This is a genomic window from Marinomonas pontica (assembly GCF_036322735.1).
Lineage (GTDB): Bacteria > Pseudomonadota > Gammaproteobacteria > Pseudomonadales > Marinomonadaceae > Marinomonas > Marinomonas pontica.
In genome coordinates this window covers 3,214,039-3,231,184 of the sequence record NZ_AP027271.1, presented here as the reverse complement: position 1 = coordinate 3,231,184, position 17,146 = coordinate 3,214,039, and the positions used below count along the sequence as shown (strand labels likewise).

Annotated in this window: 12 protein-coding genes; 11 read left to right on the top strand and 1 reads right to left on the bottom strand. The window is 47.5% G+C overall.

What is annotated here, in order from left to right; genetic code table 11:
* The first annotated feature begins 25 nt into the window (after positions 1-25).
* The 6 genes from AABA11_RS15215 (at position 26) to AABA11_RS15190 (ending at position 10,034) form a co-directional block, all read left to right on the top strand.
* Positions 26-574, top strand: coding sequence for a shikimate kinase (locus AABA11_RS15215; RefSeq protein WP_265728760.1), 549 nt, complete (start codon positions 26-28; stop codon positions 572-574).
* A complete protein-coding gene (gene aroB, locus AABA11_RS15210) occupies positions 574-1,686 on the top strand; it encodes a 3-dehydroquinate synthase (protein ID WP_265728761.1) in 1,113 nt (370 codons plus the stop codon). The genes AABA11_RS15215 and aroB overlap by 1 nt, the downstream gene beginning before the upstream one ends.
* A 27-nt stretch (positions 1,687-1,713) precedes the next feature.
* The gene (locus tag AABA11_RS15205) at positions 1,714-3,252 is read left to right on the top strand and encodes an SPOR domain-containing protein (protein ID WP_265728762.1); all 1,539 of its coding nucleotides are present in this window, start codon (positions 1,714-1,716) and stop codon (positions 3,250-3,252) included.
* A 451-nt stretch (positions 3,253-3,703) separates the two neighbouring features.
* Complete coding sequence (gltB, locus tag AABA11_RS15200; RefSeq protein ID WP_338269248.1) at positions 3,704-8,155, top strand: glutamate synthase large subunit; 4,452 nt, start codon at positions 3,704-3,706, stop codon at positions 8,153-8,155.
* Between the two features lie 128 nt (positions 8,156-8,283).
* Positions 8,284-9,705 (top strand): FAD-dependent oxidoreductase, encoded by a 1,422-nt coding sequence (locus AABA11_RS15195; RefSeq protein WP_338269247.1) that lies wholly within the window; start codon positions 8,284-8,286, stop codon positions 9,703-9,705.
* Between the two features lie 158 nt (positions 9,706-9,863).
* A complete protein-coding gene (locus AABA11_RS15190; protein WP_012071773.1) occupies positions 9,864-10,034 on the top strand; it encodes a DUF6435 family protein in 171 nt (56 codons plus the stop codon).
* Positions 10,035-10,083: 49 nt separating this feature from the next.
* Here the strand turns inward: AABA11_RS15190 and AABA11_RS15185 are convergent, their stop codons facing one another.
* The gene (locus tag AABA11_RS15185) at positions 10,084-11,670 is read right to left on the bottom strand and encodes a cation:proton antiporter family protein (protein WP_338269243.1); all 1,587 of its coding nucleotides are present in this window, start codon (positions 11,668-11,670) and stop codon (positions 10,084-10,086) included.
* Positions 11,671-11,820: 150 nt separating this feature from the next.
* On the opposite strand from AABA11_RS15185, the gene AABA11_RS15180 reads away from it, so the two are divergent.
* The 5 genes from AABA11_RS15180 (at position 11,821) to corA (ending at position 17,116) form a co-directional block, all read left to right on the top strand.
* Positions 11,821-13,065 carry a multidrug effflux MFS transporter gene (locus AABA11_RS15180; protein WP_338269241.1) on the top strand — a complete coding sequence of 415 codons (1,245 nt, stop codon included), beginning with the start codon at positions 11,821-11,823 and terminating at the stop codon, positions 13,063-13,065.
* A 100-nt stretch (positions 13,066-13,165) separates the two neighbouring features.
* Positions 13,166-14,491 (top strand): MATE family efflux transporter, encoded by a 1,326-nt coding sequence (locus tag AABA11_RS15175; protein WP_338269239.1) that lies wholly within the window; start codon positions 13,166-13,168, stop codon positions 14,489-14,491.
* A gap of 91 nt (positions 14,492-14,582) precedes the next feature.
* Positions 14,583-15,413 (top strand): helix-turn-helix domain-containing protein, encoded by an 831-nt coding sequence (locus AABA11_RS15170; RefSeq protein WP_338269237.1) that lies wholly within the window; start codon positions 14,583-14,585, stop codon positions 15,411-15,413.
* A 62-nt stretch (positions 15,414-15,475) separates the two neighbouring features.
* A complete protein-coding gene (locus AABA11_RS15165; RefSeq protein ID WP_265728770.1) occupies positions 15,476-16,057 on the top strand; it encodes a LysE family translocator in 582 nt (193 codons plus the stop codon).
* A 105-nt stretch (positions 16,058-16,162) separates the two neighbouring features.
* On the top strand, positions 16,163-17,116 hold the full coding sequence (gene corA / locus AABA11_RS15160; RefSeq protein ID WP_265728771.1) for a magnesium/cobalt transporter CorA: 954 nt from the start codon (positions 16,163-16,165) through the stop codon (positions 17,114-17,116).
* The last annotated feature ends 30 nt before the right edge of the window (positions 17,117-17,146 follow it).

The window sequence follows — 17,146 nt, the reverse complement described above, 5'->3', positions numbered from 1 at the left end:
CATAATTCCGATGTAATTGAATACAATGATAAAAGCCCCCAATATTATTTTAGTAGGCCCGATGGGCGCAGGAAAAACGACAATAGGCCGTTTGATTTCACAATCGCTGGGCAAAGACTTTTATGATCTTGATAAAGTCATAGAAGACAATGCTGGCGCCGATATTCCTTGGATTTTTGAACGGGAAGGCGAAGATGGGTTTCGTAAACGCGAAACCCAAGCGTTAGCGTCCATTGCTCAGTCCGATACGGGCGATAGCGTCTTGGCAACGGGCGGAGGCATTGTGATGCGTGAAGAGAATCGAGAGATTCTTCGCGATAATGCGTTGGTGGTGTATTTGTACGCTTCCATTGCTCAGCAATTGTATCGCACGTCTAAAAGTACCCATCGCCCACTGTTACAAACTGGCGATCCTAAAGCAACGCTCAAGAAGCTGTTTGAAGTCCGCGATCCTCTTTATCGAGATGTGGCGACTTTGATCATAGAGACAGACGCTCGCCATCCACGCTCCGTCGCGAATAAAGTGCTTGATGCCATTAAACGTCATTTGAAAGAGGAGACCACTGTATCCTAATGCGTACATTAACCGTTGATCTAGGTGATCGCAGCTACCCGATTTATATTGGCAATGGTATTCGCCAGCAGAAAGCTCTGTTTGACGATGCCATTCGCGGCAAACAGGTCATGATTGTCACCAATGAAACCATTGCGCCTTTGTATCTAGATGCCATGGTGACCATGCTGTCAGCAGACTATAAAGTCGATACCTGTATTCTGCCAGATGGCGAAGTGTACAAAACTTTAGAGACCTACAGCATGATCATGACGTCATTGCTGGAAGCAAAACATAACCGCACCACGACGGTGATTGCTTTAGGTGGTGGTGTGGTAGGCGATATGGCAGGTTTTGCGGCGGCCACGTACCAGCGTGGAGTGCCATTCATTCAGGTGCCAACAACCTTATTGTCACAAGTGGATTCTTCTGTCGGTGGAAAAACGGGCGTTAACCATCCGCTTGGTAAGAATATGATCGGTGCGTTTTATCAACCGCAAGCGGTGATTATTGATACGGATACCTTGTCGAGCTTACCGCAGCGCGAGCTGTCAGCGGGCATGGCGGAAGTCATTAAATACGGTTTGATTTGCGATGTGCCGTTCTTTGATTGGTTAGAGCAAGAAATGCCTGTGTTAATGGCATTGGATAATGACAAAATCAGTGATGCGATTTACCGCTCTTGTTTGGCAAAAGCGACCGTGGTTGCTCAAGATGAAAGAGAAGGCGGTATCCGCGCTATTCTCAATCTGGGTCATACTTTCGGTCACGCTATCGAAACGCAAATGGGGTACGGTAATTGGTTACACGGTGAAGCGGTTGCCGCTGGTAGTGTGTTAGCAATGGACCTTTCTTGGCGCATGGGTAATGTTACAGATGGCGACTTTAGTCGTTCCGTGGCCTTGTTTCAGGCGGCGAACTTACCCGTATTGCCGCCTGCCGAAATGACACTTGACCACTTTACACAGCGCATGACATTGGACAAAAAAGTGTTGGATGGCAGTTTGCGCTTGGTATTATTGGGGGCATTGGGTGAGGCGATCGTCACATCCGATTTTCCCATGGAAGACTTCAATGCTTGCCTTTTGGACGCACTGGAAGCGAGCAAACAAGCGAGCCTTGCTGTTTCTTGATAGCCACTTATTGTTAAAAGGATCCTTATGGCAAAGCCAGACTTTCAGTTTGATTTAGAGGACGCGCTTAATCAGCCGCCAAAAGCAACGCTGAGGGACCCTTTTGGCTCGAAGGACGCATCCGTTTATTTTGCCTCTGAAGAGGGCAATCAACAATTGGCTTTGCTGGAGCATTTGAGTCGCTACAGCAATTTGTTGTCTGTCGTACAAGGGCCACAGGGCAGTGGCAAAAGTCGTTTCTTAATGGAGTTTGCCCGCCACCAAGATGACACCACCGTCGTCAGTCACGTCAAAGGCACTATGCTGATGACAGCAGGTCAATTGCTTCAAGCCATTTATGCGGGCTTTTCCAGTCATTTTACCCAACCTCCTAATGAAACTACGTTTGGGCCTTTGCTTAAGTTTTCCCATGACTTAGAGGAAAAAGGCCAAGCCGCGTTGGTGCTTATTGATAACGCCCAAGAACTGAATACCGATGCCGTCAGTATGTTGCTGGATATGATGTCATTAGCCACAGAAAGCCAAACCGTGCCTCATGTGGTGTTATTTAGTGAATATTCCTTGTCGAGAAATCTCGATGCGTATCAGCGCTCTCGCTATGAACAACTTAGCCACTCGTTTACGTTAGCACCTTATTCTTTGGAGCAAACCAAAGCGTATTTATTGCATCGAGTGCGTGCGGTGGGTGGCGGAATCAATTTGCCATTTAATGACAAACAAGTGAAACAAATCCATCAAGAGTCTGGTGGCTATCCTGGGCGAATCAATCAATCAGCACAAACGATGATGGGCAATGGCACTAAGCCTGCGAAATCGGGAATGCGTTTTAACCTCGCGATGGGGTTTCCATTGGCGCACATGGCGCTGCTGTCTGTGGTGATGCTGGGGATTTTGGTGGCGGTGTTGTTTTCAGATAAGCCTGAACCCCCTAACGCAACGACAGACAGAACTAGCAATGTGATTCCATTAAGCCCAAGGCAGGGGCAGTCTTCAGCGGAAACCATCGCTCGAATTGATGCAATGCAGCGTAAAATTGGCCAAGAAGGTGACATTATATTACCGCCAATTCCTGCTGGCACTTCTTTACCCGCTATCAGTACTTCGAGGGCGTTGCCAGTCAATACGCCATCCATGACGGCACCCGCCATATCGACGGCACCGATTCGCTCGGAAGCGCCTATCGCTGAGCCGGCTCCCATAGTGGAGACGCCAGAAGTCGAAGCGCCTAAAACGGAGCAAGCCAACTTAAAAGTCACCCAAGACCCATTTGATAAAACAGAGTGGTGGCTTTCTCAAAACCCTAACCGTTATACCTTGCAGCTTTTGGGCACGCATAATCGCGGGACGGTGCAGGACTTTATTCGTGACCAAGGTGGTGTGGAGGCGTTTGGTTACTTTAAGTCGAAGCATAATGGTAAAGACTGGTTCGTGGTGGTGTACGGAACGTATCGAAATCGCAGCGAAGCCATTGCCGCCGCTGAAACGCTTCCAAGAGACATTCGCGATTTGAACCCTTGGGCAAGAAGCGCCCGTGGCATTCAAGACGATATTAGAAAAGCGCAGTAGAATTCACTGCGCTTTTCTTTGCTGTATTTTCTATTAGAAGCATTTTTCTCTTACAAGCGGTGTATAAAATCTCACTAAAAGCGCTTTTCATGAGCCTTTTGTATGGGAAATCTCTAAATTTAGTAAAAATCACTGTAATTCCCTGAAAAACATGAATGAACAGTGGAATTTTCTGTTTGAAAAAACCCCAGCCATAGATAATTCTCTAAGTCCTCGTTAATTGCCGCTAAAACCCCTTTAAAAAACGCCAAAATAACATAAAACAGGCTTAGGCCAGTTTGAGTAGTCTGCATCGGCAGGGTAGTATGATCGTCCATTTCGATGGTATTTAGGGTAGATGATAGTCATTCTCGAAGCTGTATCTGAAACACTTCGCTTTTTAACCCTGCCATCTAATAGTCGAATTTATATCTGATTTTTATTATTACGTTTCAACTGTGGGAGTTGGTGTATGAATGCAGGCCTTTATCGTCCTGGCGAGTTCAAAGACAACTGTGGCTTTGGCTTAATTGCGCATATGGAAGGCAATACTAGCCACGAATTATTGAAAACCGCCATTGAATCTTTGACATGTATGACACACCGTGGCGGCATCGCCGCTGATGGCAAAACAGGTGACGGCTGTGGTCTTCTGATCCAAAAGCCAGATCTATTTTTACGTGGCGAAGCACACGCTTTATTTAATCACACCTTGTCTGACCTTTACGGTATCGGCATGGTGTTTCTGGATCAAGACGAAGCATTAGCGAGCGAACAGCGCAAGGTCTTAACAGAAAAACTTACCGCAGAAGGGTTGAACGTAGTGGGTTGGCGTGAAGTGCCGATCGACGCGTCTTGCTTGGGTATGATTGCGATGGATTGCTTGCCTCGCATCGAGCAAGTCTTTGTTGATAGCAACCGTATGGATGCTCGTACCTTCGCTACGCGTTTGTTTGTTGCCCGTCGCCAAACTGAAATCGCGTTAGCGCAATACGAAAATTTCTACATCTGTTCTTTGTCCGATAAAGTGTTGGCCTACAAAGGCTTGATGATGCCAGTGGATTTGCCATTCTTTTATAAAGATTTGGGCAACGAAAAAATGCAAACCGCGATTTGTGTTTTCCACCAACGTTTCTCTACCAATACACTGCCTAAGTGGCCTTTGGCACAACCTTTCCGCATGTTGGCGCACAACGGTGAGATCAATACCATTGAAGGTAACCGTAATTGGGCATTGGCGCGCAGCAGTAAACTACGCACGCCGCTTATTCCTGAACTGCAAGATCTCCAGCCAATTGTTAACCTGACGGGTTCCGACTCTTCTTCCATGGATAACATGTTGGAAGTCTTGGTAACCGGAGGTGTGGATATTTTCCGTGCTGCGCGTTTGATCATTCCACCGGCGTGGCAAAACGTTGAAAACATGGACCCAGAGTTGCGTGCTTTCTACCAGTACAACTCGATGCACATGGACCCTTGGGACGGCCCAGCAGGCTTGGTAATGACCGATGGTCGTCATGCTATCTGTATGCTTGACCGTAACGGCTTGCGCCCTGCGCGTTGGGTAATTACTAAAAACGGCTTTATTACGTTGGCGTCGGAAGTGGGTACTTACGGCTACAAGTCAGAAGACGTTGTATCCAAAGGCCGTGTAGGTCCTGGTCAAATGCTGGTGATCGACACACAAAACGGCCAAGTGTTGCACACGGATGACATCGATAACCGTCTTAAATCCATGCACCCATACAAAAAATGGCTGAAGCAGGAAGCGATTCGTATCGAGTCTTTGTTAGAAGAATCGTCTCTGGAGTTCGAACCGTTCACCAAAGAAGAAATGCTGACTTATCAGAAGATGTTCCAAGTGTCTTTTGAAGAACGTGAGCAAATTTTCCGTCCATTGGCAGAAAGTGGTCATGAGGCGGTTGGCTCTATGGGTGATGATACACCGATGGCCGTTATGTCTAGTCAGACTCGCCCAGTGACAGATTATTTCCGTCAGAAATTTGCACAGGTTACCAACCCACCTATCGATCCGCTGCGCGAATCTGTGGTGATGTCGTTGGAAACCTGCATTGGTGTTGAGCGTAACTTATTTGAAGAAACGCCAAAGCATGCAAACCGTATTATCTTGTCGTCTCCTGTGTTATCGGCACGTAAATACAGCCGTTTGTTGGCTCTGGATGACCACCGTTTCCGTTTGATCCGATTGAATACGAACTACAACCCTGCTGATGTATCGCTTGAGCAAGCGATTAAAGACCTGCAGTTAAAAGCAGAAGAAGTAGTTCGTAATGGTGCGGTGATTGTGGTTCTAACGGACCGAGACATTGAAAAGGGCCATTTGCCGATTCCTGCCCCAATGGCCGTTGGTGCGGTACACCATCATTTGTCTAAACAAGGCTTACGTTGTGATTCCAACATCATTGCAGACACGGGCTTTGCTCGTGATCCTCATCAATTTGCCGTGTTGTTAGGCTTTGGTGCGACGGCGGTGTACCCATATCTTTCTTATCGTTTAATCAACGACATGATCGATCGAGGCGAAGTGTTGGGCGACCCAATTTCGTGCCACGTGAAATACCGTAAAGGCATTAACAAGGGCTTGATGAAGATCATTTCCAAAATGGGGATTTCAACCATCGCGTCTTACCGTGGTGCGCAATTGTTTGAAGCCGTTGGTTTGGATACGAAAGTGGTTGATCTGTGTTTCAAAGGCGTGCCAAGTCGCATTAAAGGCGCACGTTTTGAAGATTTCCAACAGGATCAGCAAAGTATTGCGAACAACGCGTGGAAATTGCGTAAACCAATCCAGCAAGGCGGCTATTTAAAATACGTTCACGAAGCGGAGTACCACGCGTTTAACCCAGATGTGGTTCGTAATTTGCAGACGGCAGTGGGCAGCGGGCGCTTTGAGGATTTCACCAAATACACCGAGCTTGTGAATAACCGCCCAGCGTCTATGTTGCGTGATTTGTTTACTTTGTCTGATAAAGCCAAAGCGATTGCATTGGACAAAGTGGAATCGGTCGAGGAAATTTTGCCTCGTTTCGACTCTGCAGGCATGTCTTTGGGGGCTTTGTCTCCAGAAGCTCACGAAGCGCTAGCGCAAGCGATGAATGAACTAGGTTGTCGTTCTAACTCTGGTGAGGGTGGTGAGGATCCAGCTCGTCACGGTACAGAGCGTCGTTCTAAGATTAAGCAAATCGCGTCTGGCCGCTTTGGTGTGACGCCAGAATATTTGGTCAACGCAGAAGTGCTACAAATTAAAGTGGCACAAGGTGCGAAACCCGGTGAAGGTGGTCAGTTACCTGGCGGTAAGGTAAACGGTTTAATTGCTCGTCTACGTTATGCGGTTCCGGGTGTGACCTTGATTTCACCGCCACCGCATCACGATATTTATTCGATCGAAGATTTGGCGCAGTTGATTTTCGATTTGAAACAAGTGAACCCAGACGCCTTGGTGTCGGTGAAACTGGTTTCTGAACCGGGTGTTGGCACGATTGCCGCTGGTGTCGCGAAAGCGTACGCGGATTTGATCACCATTTCTGGTTATGACGGTGGTACAGCGGCGTCGCCAATCACCTCTATTCGCCATGCGGGTTCACCTTGGGAATTAGGCTTGGCTGAAGCGCAACAAGCGCTTCGTTCTAACGACCTTCGTGGCAAAATTCGCCTACAAACAGATGGCGGTTTAAAAACCGGTCTAGATGTAGTGAAAGCGGCGATTTTGGGTGCGGAAAGTTTCGGTTTTGGTACCACACCAATGGTCGCCATGGGGTGTAAGTTCTTGCGTATTTGTCATTTGAACAACTGTGCAACGGGGGTTGCTACTCAGGATCAAATGCTGCGCGATGAGCATTTCATCGGTACGGTTGAAATGATCAAAAATTTCTTCCGCTTTATGGCTGAAGACACGCGCCAGTGGCTAGCGAAATTGGGCGTGGCTCGTTTACAAGACTTGATCGGTCGTACCGACTTATTGACTATTTTGGCCGGTGAAACGGACAAACAGCGCAATTTGGATTTGTCTCCGATCCTGAAAAACGATGCGATCCCAGCAGACAAAGCGCAATACTGTGAAACACCGTTTAACCCACCACACGATAAAGGCCTATTGGCGATTAAAATGTGGGACACGGTAAAAGACGTTGTGGAAGAAAAAGAAGGCGGCGAGTTTGCTTTTGACGTCACCAACTGTGACCGTTCTATCGGTGCGCGTTTGTCAGGTGAGATTGCGAAGCGTTATGGCAACCAAGGCATGTCTGATACGCCGCTTACATTGAAACTGACCGGTACAGCGGGTCAGAGTTTCGGTGTCTGGAACGCGGGTGGTTTGAACATGTACCTAGAAGGCGATGCCAACGATTACGTGGGCAAAGGCATGACCGGCGGTAAGCTGGTGATTCGCCCACCAAAAGGCTCGATCTTCAAGTCACAGAACTCTGCCATTATTGGTAACACCTGTTTGTACGGTGCAACGGGCGGTAAATTGTTTGCGGCAGGTACAGCGGGTGAGCGTTTTGCCGTGCGTAACTCCGGTACGCACACCGTTATCGAAGGCGCAGGCGATCACTGCTGTGAATACATGACGGGTGGTATGGTTACTGTGCTTGGTAATACAGGTTACAACTTTGGTGCGGGTATGACAGGCGGTTTCGCTTACGTACTCGATTTGGACCGTACTTTCGTGGATAAGTACAACCACGAATTGGTGGAAATTCACCGTATCGGTACGGAATTGACGGAAGAATATCGTTCACACCTTCGCTCTGTGATCGAAGAATACGTCCGAGAAACTGACAGCGAATGGGGCCAAGAGATCTTAGAAAACTTCTATGACTACATTGGCAAGTTCTGGCTAGTCAAACCAAAAGCCGCCAGCTTAGGCGCGCTATTGGCAAACACTCGTCAACGTCCGGAATAAAACACGCTGTTATGGCGCTTGGTCAGGTGGCCTCAAGAATGCACCTTACCAAGCGCGGTACACGAATCAGTCTGACCCATTTGAGAGAAGCGCTGCTTGTTCGCAAGCAGCCAAGGAGATAGCAGCTTATGTCTGAGCGCTTGAACAACGTATTTCAATTCGTCGAAGTAGATCGTAAAGATCCGAAGAAAAAGCCTTTAATTACACGTAAGGCGCAATTCGTCGAAATTTATAAACCTTTTGAAGAAGCCAACGCGAAAGATCAGTCTCACCGTTGCTTAGAGTGCGGCAACCCATACTGTGAATGGAAGTGTCCTGTACATAACTACATTCCAAATTGGCTGAAGCTGGTCAGTGAAGGCAGCATTTTAGAAGCGGCCGAGTTGAGCCATCAAACCAACTCCTTGCCAGAAGTCTGTGGTCGAGTTTGTCCACAAGATCGTCTTTGTGAAGGCGCTTGTACACTTGGCGAAGGTGGTTTTGGTGCGGTGACAATCGGTTCTGTTGAAAAATACATCACAGACACCGCGTTTGCTTTGGGCTGGCGTCCAGATATGTCCAACGTTGTACCGGTTAATAAAACCGTGGCGATCGTTGGTGCAGGCCCTGCCGGTCTTGCTTGTGCCGACATCTTGGTGCGTAACGGCATCAAACCAGTCGTATTTGATAAGTACCCAGAAATCGGCGGCTTGCTGACGTTTGGTATTCCAGAATTCAAACTGGAAAAAAGCGTTATGACACGCCGTCGTGAAATTTTTGAAGAAATGGGCGTTGAGTTTGTACTTGGAACGTCTGTTGGTGACGATGTGCCATTTGAGCATGTATTGGAAGAGTACGATGCCGTGTTCCTTGGCATGGGTACTTACAAATACATGAAAGGCGGTTTCCCAGGTGAAGATTTACCAGGTGTTCACGATGCTTTGGATTACCTGATTTCTAACGTTAATCATTGCCTAGACTTCGAAGAAGACGAAGCGGACTACGTGAACCTAAAAGGCAAGCAAGTCGTTGTCTTGGGTGGTGGTGATACGGCGATGGACTGTAACCGTACAGCGATTCGTCAAGGCGCGAAAAGCGTAACGTGTGCATACCGTCGAGACCAAGAAAACATGCCAGGCTCTCGTAAAGAAGTGCAGAATGCCAAAGAAGAGGGCGTACAGTTCCTTTTCAATCGTCAACCAGTGGAAATCATTGGTGATGGTAAAGTAGAAGGAATCAAGGTGGTCGAAACACAAATGGGTGAGCCAGACGAAAACGGTCGCCGCACAGCGGAGATTGTGGAAGGCAGTGAGCAAATCATTCCTGCTGATACCGTATTGATCGCCTTTGGTTTCCAAGCAAGCCCTGCGCCTTGGTTCGAGAAATTCGGCATCGAGACCGACGCTCGTGGTCGAGTGGTCGCACCGAAGAACGGAAAATTCATGTTCCAGACTACCAACGAGAAGATCTTTGCTGGTGGCGACATGGTGCGTGGTTCTGACTTAGTGGTAACAGCTATTGATGAAGGTCGTAAGGCAGCGGAAGGGATTATGGATTTCCTAGACGTGTAAACGCGACGGCTTCGCTCGCGACCTTGTTGAGTTTTAAGTCAAAGCGCCAATCAGAGCAATCTGATTGGCGCTTTTGTTTTGGTGACTGGGTATGGAAAACGATCTAAATCTCAGTCCCGGCCGTATCAACTCTATCCACTCACAATAACAGGCTAATTATGTTTTCTTTTCTTAAATCCGACCCGATCAAAAAACTCGACAAAGAATATGGCGAATTATTGGAAAAAGCCATGCAAGCCCAACGTGGCGGTGATATTCGCTTGTATTCAGAATTGACGGAAAAAGCGGAAGCGGTGAAAGCCAAAATAGACGAAGCTCGGTCGGCATAAGTTGGTTCAAAAACGCGGCGCTAGGAACACGGCACCGCGTTTTTAATGACTAAGACGGCATAGCGTTTTCCATTGGCCGAATCAACCCTAAACTCTCTTCAGCGAAGCCTGTACCTGCTTCTGTATAGAAGTTGAAGACGTTGTCTATGCCGCTATTGATGAGGATTTCCCTTTCATCTTGATAACGCGCAATGGCAGCGATTTGACCTGTGTAATTGGCTTTACGCAGCTGTATGGCGACATTAGTAGTATCTTCTGCCGCTGGCAAAGCCAACAAAACCAGTTCGATTCTGGAGGTGTCTAAGCGTTCCCATAGGTCGGCATCTTCACCGTCGCCGTAAAAGACGTTTTCTTGGTCGGCTTGCATTTGGTTAATACGGTTTCGATCTGCGTCCATACCCGCCACCGTGTCGCCCACGAAACCTTTCAATGACTCAAACGCCCCGCGTCCAACTCGACCCAATCCGACCACCAGAATGTCGCTATTAACCGGCTGTACGAAGCGGTCTTCAGGTAAACAGTCTGTGCTTTCAAAACGACGAATGAAATCTTTGTTTTTACGGTACATGCGATGCACATTGCGATACAGCACGCTGGTAATAACAAAAGAGAACGACACGGCGAGAGCCAAAACAACCAGCCATTCTTTTTCTAACCAGCCATTAGCCACGCTCAGCGCCACGACGATAAGACCGAATTCACTGTAGTTGGACAGAATCATAGAGGATAAAAACGACGTTCGTCCACGAAGTTTCATTTTGGTTAACAGCACGAAGAACAGTGCGAATTTGGCCAAAATCACAAGGGTGACGATCAAACTGATGCCGATCATGCTGAGCGTGGGCAATGCAGTGAAACCGATGGATAAGAAAAAGCCGATTAAGAACAAGTCTTTAAAGTTCATCAACGACTTATTCATTTCGGCGGCTTTAGAGTGGGACGCCAATAAAATACCAAAGATCAGTGCGCCTAAATCCCCCTTTACGCCGACAAGATAAAACAGCTCATAACCGCCAAGCGCAAGGAAAAGACCTGTTAATGGCAGCATTTCACCGTGTCCGGCTTTGTCCACGACTTTATTGATGATGGGGCGAATGAGCAATAAACCAAACAATCCGAGTGCCCAAATAGATGGCACTTTACCCGTTGCCGCAACAAGGAAAATCACCGCGACGATATCTTGCATGACCAGTATGCCGAGCGATAGTTGGCCGTGGCGTGTTTTAAGTTCACTGCTTTCTTCGAGCAATTTCATCACACAAACCGTGCTGGAAAAACTCAGCGCGAAGCCAAGTAAGGCCGCGGTTTTGAAATCCAACACACCAAAATAAGGCAGGCTTAATGTGCCTAGAACAAGGGCAATACCCGCAAAAACGAGCGTGCTTATTCCCATGTGGCTTAACGTTGACGCCCAGACTTCACGTTTCAGTAAGTCTTTTACATGCAGTTTCAAACCGATGCTGAACAGCATCAGGGTGATACCAATATTGGCCAGTGAATCCAGCGTACTGCTTGGCTCTAAGCCAGCGTAATTTAATAAAAAGCCCGCTAATAAAAATCCGATCAGCGGCGGCAAGTTAATAAGCTTCACGACCAGTCCGCAGGCAAATGCGAACAGTATCCAAATAAATTCCATATAATCCTTCTGTTTGGCTGGGTAAGGTAACAAGGGGAAGAATCATCATACGAAATTTATGCGCTCTTCGCAGTAGCTTTTAATTGATTGCCTGATACTGAAAAAGGCGAGTAGACTATTGATCCATTTGACTCAATGTTAAGGAAAAGGATGTCTCTGTCAGACACTCGATCACCTTCCCATACTTCTGTAAAACCATTGCCTGAAAGGGAACTGGTGGCGTTGTTTGCTTTGATGATGTCGCTGACGGCGTTGAGTATGGACGCCATGTTGCCAGCGTTTCCATTTATTGCTGAGTCGTTGGCCATTGTGGATTACCAGAAAACCCAGTGGATTGTGTCTGCGATGATTCTGGGGATGGTGTTTGGTGAGATTTTCTTTGGCCCTTTGTCGGATGCCATCGGTCGCAAGAAAAGTATTTTGTTTGGTATTGTCGTTTACATAGTCGGTTCTGTGGTGGCGTTGATGGCGTCGTCGATCGAGACGTTTTTGCTGGGGCGTATGATCCAAGGGTTTGGTGTGGCAGGGCCGAAAATTGCGTCCCGTGCCTTGATTCGTGATATGTACAAAGGCGCGGCGATGGCGAGGATCATGTCGTTTGTGATGATGGTGTTTATCTTGGTGCCTTTGTTGGCCCCATCGGTGGGGCAGCTGGTGTTGCAAGTGGCTGATTGGCGCTGGATTTTTGGCTTGTTGATGATGCAAGCCACCATTGCTGGCGTTTGGTTGTTGTTGCGTCAGCCTGAAACGCTGGCCAAAGAAAACCGTATTCCGTTGAACCGAAAGCGCTTAATGGCCGATGTGCGAATCATTTTAGCGCGTCGTGATGTCATGGCGTTTACGGTGCTGTTGGGGTGTATTTTTGCTGGCTTGATGCTGCACATCAGTACTGCGCAATCGCTTTTTCAGGATGTGTATCAAACGGGTGATCGCTTCCCGTTGTTCTTTGCCATGCTCGCTATTGGCTCTTCGATTATTAACTTCTCCAATGGAAAAATTGTCCTGCGGGTGGGTATGTTGCGCTGTGTGATTGGCGCATTGGCGGTATTGTTAAGCTCGTCTTTTTTACTGTTGTTAGCCACGTGGTATTTTGACGGTGTGCCGCCTTTTGTGCTGTTTATGGGCCTGGGCATGGTGATGTTTTCTTGCTTCGGTATGGTGTTTGGTAACGTTAACGCCATGGCGATGGAGCCGTTAGGTAACATGGCGGGCTTGGGTGCGTCTTTGATCTCTTCGTTGTCGAGTTTTTTGGCGATTATTTTGTCGACTTTGGTAGGGCAGTTTTATCATTTTACGGTTACACCATTGGCGAGTGGTTTTGTGATTTTTTCTATCGTGGCTTTGCTGATGCTGAAATATGGACATCAATACAGTCTGCGTCAGACCGACGAATAAGGCTTTTTATCGCATCCTGTATTTGGCGGTAGTGAGTGTCATCCAGCCTTCAACAAAATAGGGTAGAATGGGCGTTCAGTTTTTTAGCATGAGCGTCTGTATGCCCTCTCAAATATCTCAGTCTGATTCGTTAGCAAAACAGCTTTTTTCCATGACATGGCCAATGATGTTTGGCATTTTGTCGTTGATGAGTTTTCAGCTGGTGGACAGTGCGTTTATTGGTCAGTTGGGTATTTTGCCCTTGGCGGCGCAGGGGTTTACCTTGCCGATTCAGATGATTGTGATTGGTCTGCAAGTCGGCTTAGGAATTGCCACAACGGCGATTATTTCCCGAGCCTTGGGCGCTGAAAATAGACGTTACGCCAAGCAATTAGGTGGACTGATTTTGGTTATGGGCAGTGTTGGTATTGCCTTTTTTAGTCTCGTCATTTGGTTTTGCCGTCATCCCATCTTAGCGTTATTAAGCGCGCCAGAGTCGGTTTACCCTGTTATCGATGCTTATTGGCCTCATTGGTTGCTCAGCGCTTGGGTTGGCGCGCTGATCTATTTTTATTACAGCATTTGCCGTTCCAATGGCAACACTATGCTGCCCGGCATTATGATGATAGTGACCAGTGTGCTGAACTTGGTGTTGGATCCTATTTTTATTTTTACGTTTGATTTGGGGTTGAACGGTGCCGCCATGGCGACGACCGTGGCGTTTGGTTTGGGTGTGTTGATTGTTGCGCCGCAAGTGGCTCGCAAACACTGGGTGACGTTCGATTGGCAAGACCTGCATATTGGTAAAAGTTTGGCATCGATTGGTCATATTATGGGACCCGCGATGATCAGTCAGTTGTTGCCGCCTGTGTCTTCTGTCTTGGCAACAAAATTGATTGCGGGTTTTGGAACGGCGGCGGTGGCGTCTTGGGCGCTGGGTTCGCGTTTTGAGTTTTTCTCAATTGTGGCGGTGTTGGCGCTGACGATGTCTATGCCGCCTATGGTGGGGCGTTTGTTAGGCGCGAAAAAAACCGATGATATTCGTCAGGTTGTGTCCATTGCGTGTCGCTTTATTTTGGCTTTTCAGCTGTTGGTGGCGATCGCTACTTTGCTGGCATCCGGCCCACTTTCTCGCCTTATGACCAGCGAAATGGAGGCGTCTGACATCTTGCAGTGGCATTTGTTGTTGGTGCCAGTGAGCCTCGGGGCGTTGGGAATTTGCATGCTGATGGTGTCTGTGTCCAATGCTTTGGGTAAGTCTTACACCGCGCTGACGATTTCAGCATTACGCCTGTTTGCTTTCTTTCTGCCTTGTTTGTGGATTGGTTCTGAACTGGCTGGATTAACGGGCATTTTTATGGGTGTTTTTGTTGGCAATGTGCTGGCTGGTTGGTGTGCTTGGCGCATGTATTTACGCGCATTGGCCAAGGTGGAAGCCAATCTATAAACCTAGTAAAGAGGATACTTCCGCAATATCGTCCAATCTTTTTGATTGATCATCCGCTAACCTATTGTTATTGGGTTAGAGGTAGAAGGGTATGATGTCGACAGAAAACCGTTTTCAATTTGCCAAGAGTGCGATCCTGGATGAGGTGATGCTGCTGGAAGCGTCGATGAACGACTTTTCCTACGGCACTCATGCGCATGAGGAGTTTTCTTTTGGTGTGACATTGTCGGGTCGACAAGACTTTTTTGCCTTGGGCGAGCATCATAAAAGCCACGCGAATCATGTCATTGTGTTCAACCCTGAAGACGCGCACGACGGTCATTCCGGTGTGGCCGATCCGTTGCACTACAAAATGCTTTATGTGCACCCAGATCAACTGACGCCAATGCTGCAAAGTGCGGGTATTCGCCACGCGGATCACTTTCGTGTTGATCAAGTCGTACAGCAAGACGCCGTATTGCAGACGCATATTTTACGGCTTGCGGCGTTGATCGAAAGTAACAGCACATCGGCGTTGGAATATTCGTCGGCGTTGTTTGAATTTGCCGAATACCTTGCTGGCCAAAAAGGGGTTCACATTGAATCCAATGTCCGTAAGAAAGACCCTGTCTTTGAGCGTGTGCGTGACTATTTGCATGCTCATGTCAGTGAAGAGGTGTCGCTCGATGCGCTCAGCCAAGTGGCGCATCTGTCGAAATACCACTTATTGCGTTGTTTTCGTGATTATTTCGGGATGACCCCTCATCAATATTGGCAAAACTATCGAATGAACCGTGCCAAGGAAGCGCTTGAGCTGGGCATGACGCCCGCGGATGCCGCATTCACCTTCGGCTTTACCGATTTAAGCTATTTTAATCGTCGCTTTAAACCGATGTTTGGGCTGACGCCTTACCAGTTTAGACGCCATTTACAGCGTACTTAGTCACTAATTATTCCCATTCTTCTGTTTTTAAACATGATCAAATTGTCTTTTGAGGGTTCTCTATGCTTGAAATATTCATTTACGCCTTTGGTGTCATGTACAGCCCTGGGCCGGCAAACATGCTGGCGTTATTGGCGGGTGTAAACGGGCAAGGCTGGCGCGCTTTTTTGTATTGCACGGGGGTTGGCGTGGCCATGTTGATCTTGTTTTTACTGATCGGGTATGTGGGCGGGGACATTATTCCCGAAGAATATCAGTCTGCGATTGCCTTGATCGGTGGGCTTTATATTGCGTATTTGGGGGTGAAAATCTTTCAAGCCAGTTTCCAGCAGACCTCAATTCATGCCCAAAACACCACGGTGAGTTTCAGAACCGGGCTGATTCTGCAGCTTTGTAATCCAAAATCCTTGGTGGCGATTGTGCCCATTGTGACGGTGCAATTTCCTCGAATACCGGTAGAAGGCACGCAAATCGCAGTCTGGTCGTTGGTGCTGTCGATGATGGCGTGTGGCGCGCCAAGCGTGTATTTGTTGGCCGGTTCTCGATTGAAAAAAGCCGCGATGAATCCGGTCGTCATGGTGTGGGTGAATCGAGTCATGGCGTTGTTGTTATTCTATGTGGCATATCGGTTTATTGTTTTCTAGTATGGCTTTAAGACCAGACGTGTTTAATGGATTTGATTTGTCACAGACGTGAGACATAACCTAGGTATAATGGCCACAAGATGCTGATTATATCGAGGGTGTAGCATGTTAAGATTTTTCAAAATCACAAATGGATTGATTAAAGAGATTAAAAAAGAGGACGAGAATTTTGCCACGCTTCAAAAAGAAGCGAATTGGATTGATGCGGCTGAACCGGATGACGAAGAGCGCTTGCAACTAAAGGCGTTATTACGCACTGACCTTCCTGAGTCTGACGACGTAGAAGAGATTGAAGCATCGGCTCGCTGTTTTGTCGACCAAGCTGGTATTCATGTTCACTCTTTGTTCTTGAACCAAACGGAAGGCCGACACAAGACGTCAACGGTTGCTTGTATCTTGCAGCAAGATCGACTAATTACCATTAGAGAAACAGAGCTGGCGGATTTTAGGTTGTTGCGAATGCGCGCTCGCCGAGGTCACATCCTTGTTGATTCCCCTGCGCATTTGTTGGTGACCTTGCTGGAGAACAAAGTAGAGAACCACGCGGACACACTGGAAGATTCTCATCGCCAGTTGGAAGACGTCAGTCATTTGGTGCTAGAGGATGATGAAACAGAGCTGGACACGATCATTGAAAAGTTGGCGCGTCTAGAAGACAGTAACGGCAAAATTCGTCTGTGTTTGATGGACACGCAACGCAATATTTCCTTCTTGTTACGTCACTTGCCTAACCGACAAGATTACTCGGAAACGTTACGCGAAGTAATGCGTGATGTGGAAACTCTGATGTCACATACGACATTCTTGTTCGATAAAATCAACTTTTTGATGGACTCGACACAGGGATTTATCAACATTGAACAGAACAAAATCATCAAGATTTTCTCCATCGCGTCTGTGGTATTTTTACCGCCTACTTTGGTTGCCAGTATTTACGGGATGAATTTCAAACTCATGCCAGAGTTGGGTTTTGACTTTGGTTATCCTGCCGCGTTAGGGCTTATGGTGTTTTCTGCGTTTGCGCCTTACTGGTATTTCAAACACCGCGGTTGGCTATAACGCCTCTTATTCATTTCCTTATTTCTACCA

Bases quoted from the DNA above. Each gene is read 5' to 3' on its own strand.
- AABA11_RS15215 (WP_265728760.1), top strand. From the start codon at position 26: ATGATAAAAGCCCCCAATATTATTTTAGTAGGCCCGATGGGCGCAGGA.
- aroB (WP_265728761.1), top strand. From the start codon at position 574: ATGCGTACATTAACCGTTGATCTAGGTGATCGCAGCTACCCGATTTAT.
- AABA11_RS15205 (WP_265728762.1), top strand. From the start codon at position 1,714: ATGGCAAAGCCAGACTTTCAGTTTGATTTAGAGGACGCGCTTAATCAG.
- gltB (WP_338269248.1), top strand. From the start codon at position 3,704: ATGAATGCAGGCCTTTATCGTCCTGGCGAGTTCAAAGACAACTGTGGC.
- AABA11_RS15195 (WP_338269247.1), top strand. From the start codon at position 8,284: ATGTCTGAGCGCTTGAACAACGTATTTCAATTCGTCGAAGTAGATCGT.
- AABA11_RS15190 (WP_012071773.1), top strand. From the start codon at position 9,864: ATGTTTTCTTTTCTTAAATCCGACCCGATCAAAAAACTCGACAAAGAA.
- AABA11_RS15185 (WP_338269243.1), bottom strand. From the start codon at position 11,670: ATGGAATTTATTTGGATACTGTTCGCATTTGCCTGCGGACTGGTCGTG.
- AABA11_RS15180 (WP_338269241.1), top strand. From the start codon at position 11,821: ATGTCTCTGTCAGACACTCGATCACCTTCCCATACTTCTGTAAAACCA.
- AABA11_RS15175 (WP_338269239.1), top strand. From the start codon at position 13,166: ATGCCCTCTCAAATATCTCAGTCTGATTCGTTAGCAAAACAGCTTTTT.
- AABA11_RS15170 (WP_338269237.1), top strand. From the start codon at position 14,583: ATGATGTCGACAGAAAACCGTTTTCAATTTGCCAAGAGTGCGATCCTG.
- AABA11_RS15165 (WP_265728770.1), top strand. From the start codon at position 15,476: ATGCTTGAAATATTCATTTACGCCTTTGGTGTCATGTACAGCCCTGGG.
- corA (WP_265728771.1), top strand. From the start codon at position 16,163: ATGTTAAGATTTTTCAAAATCACAAATGGATTGATTAAAGAGATTAAA.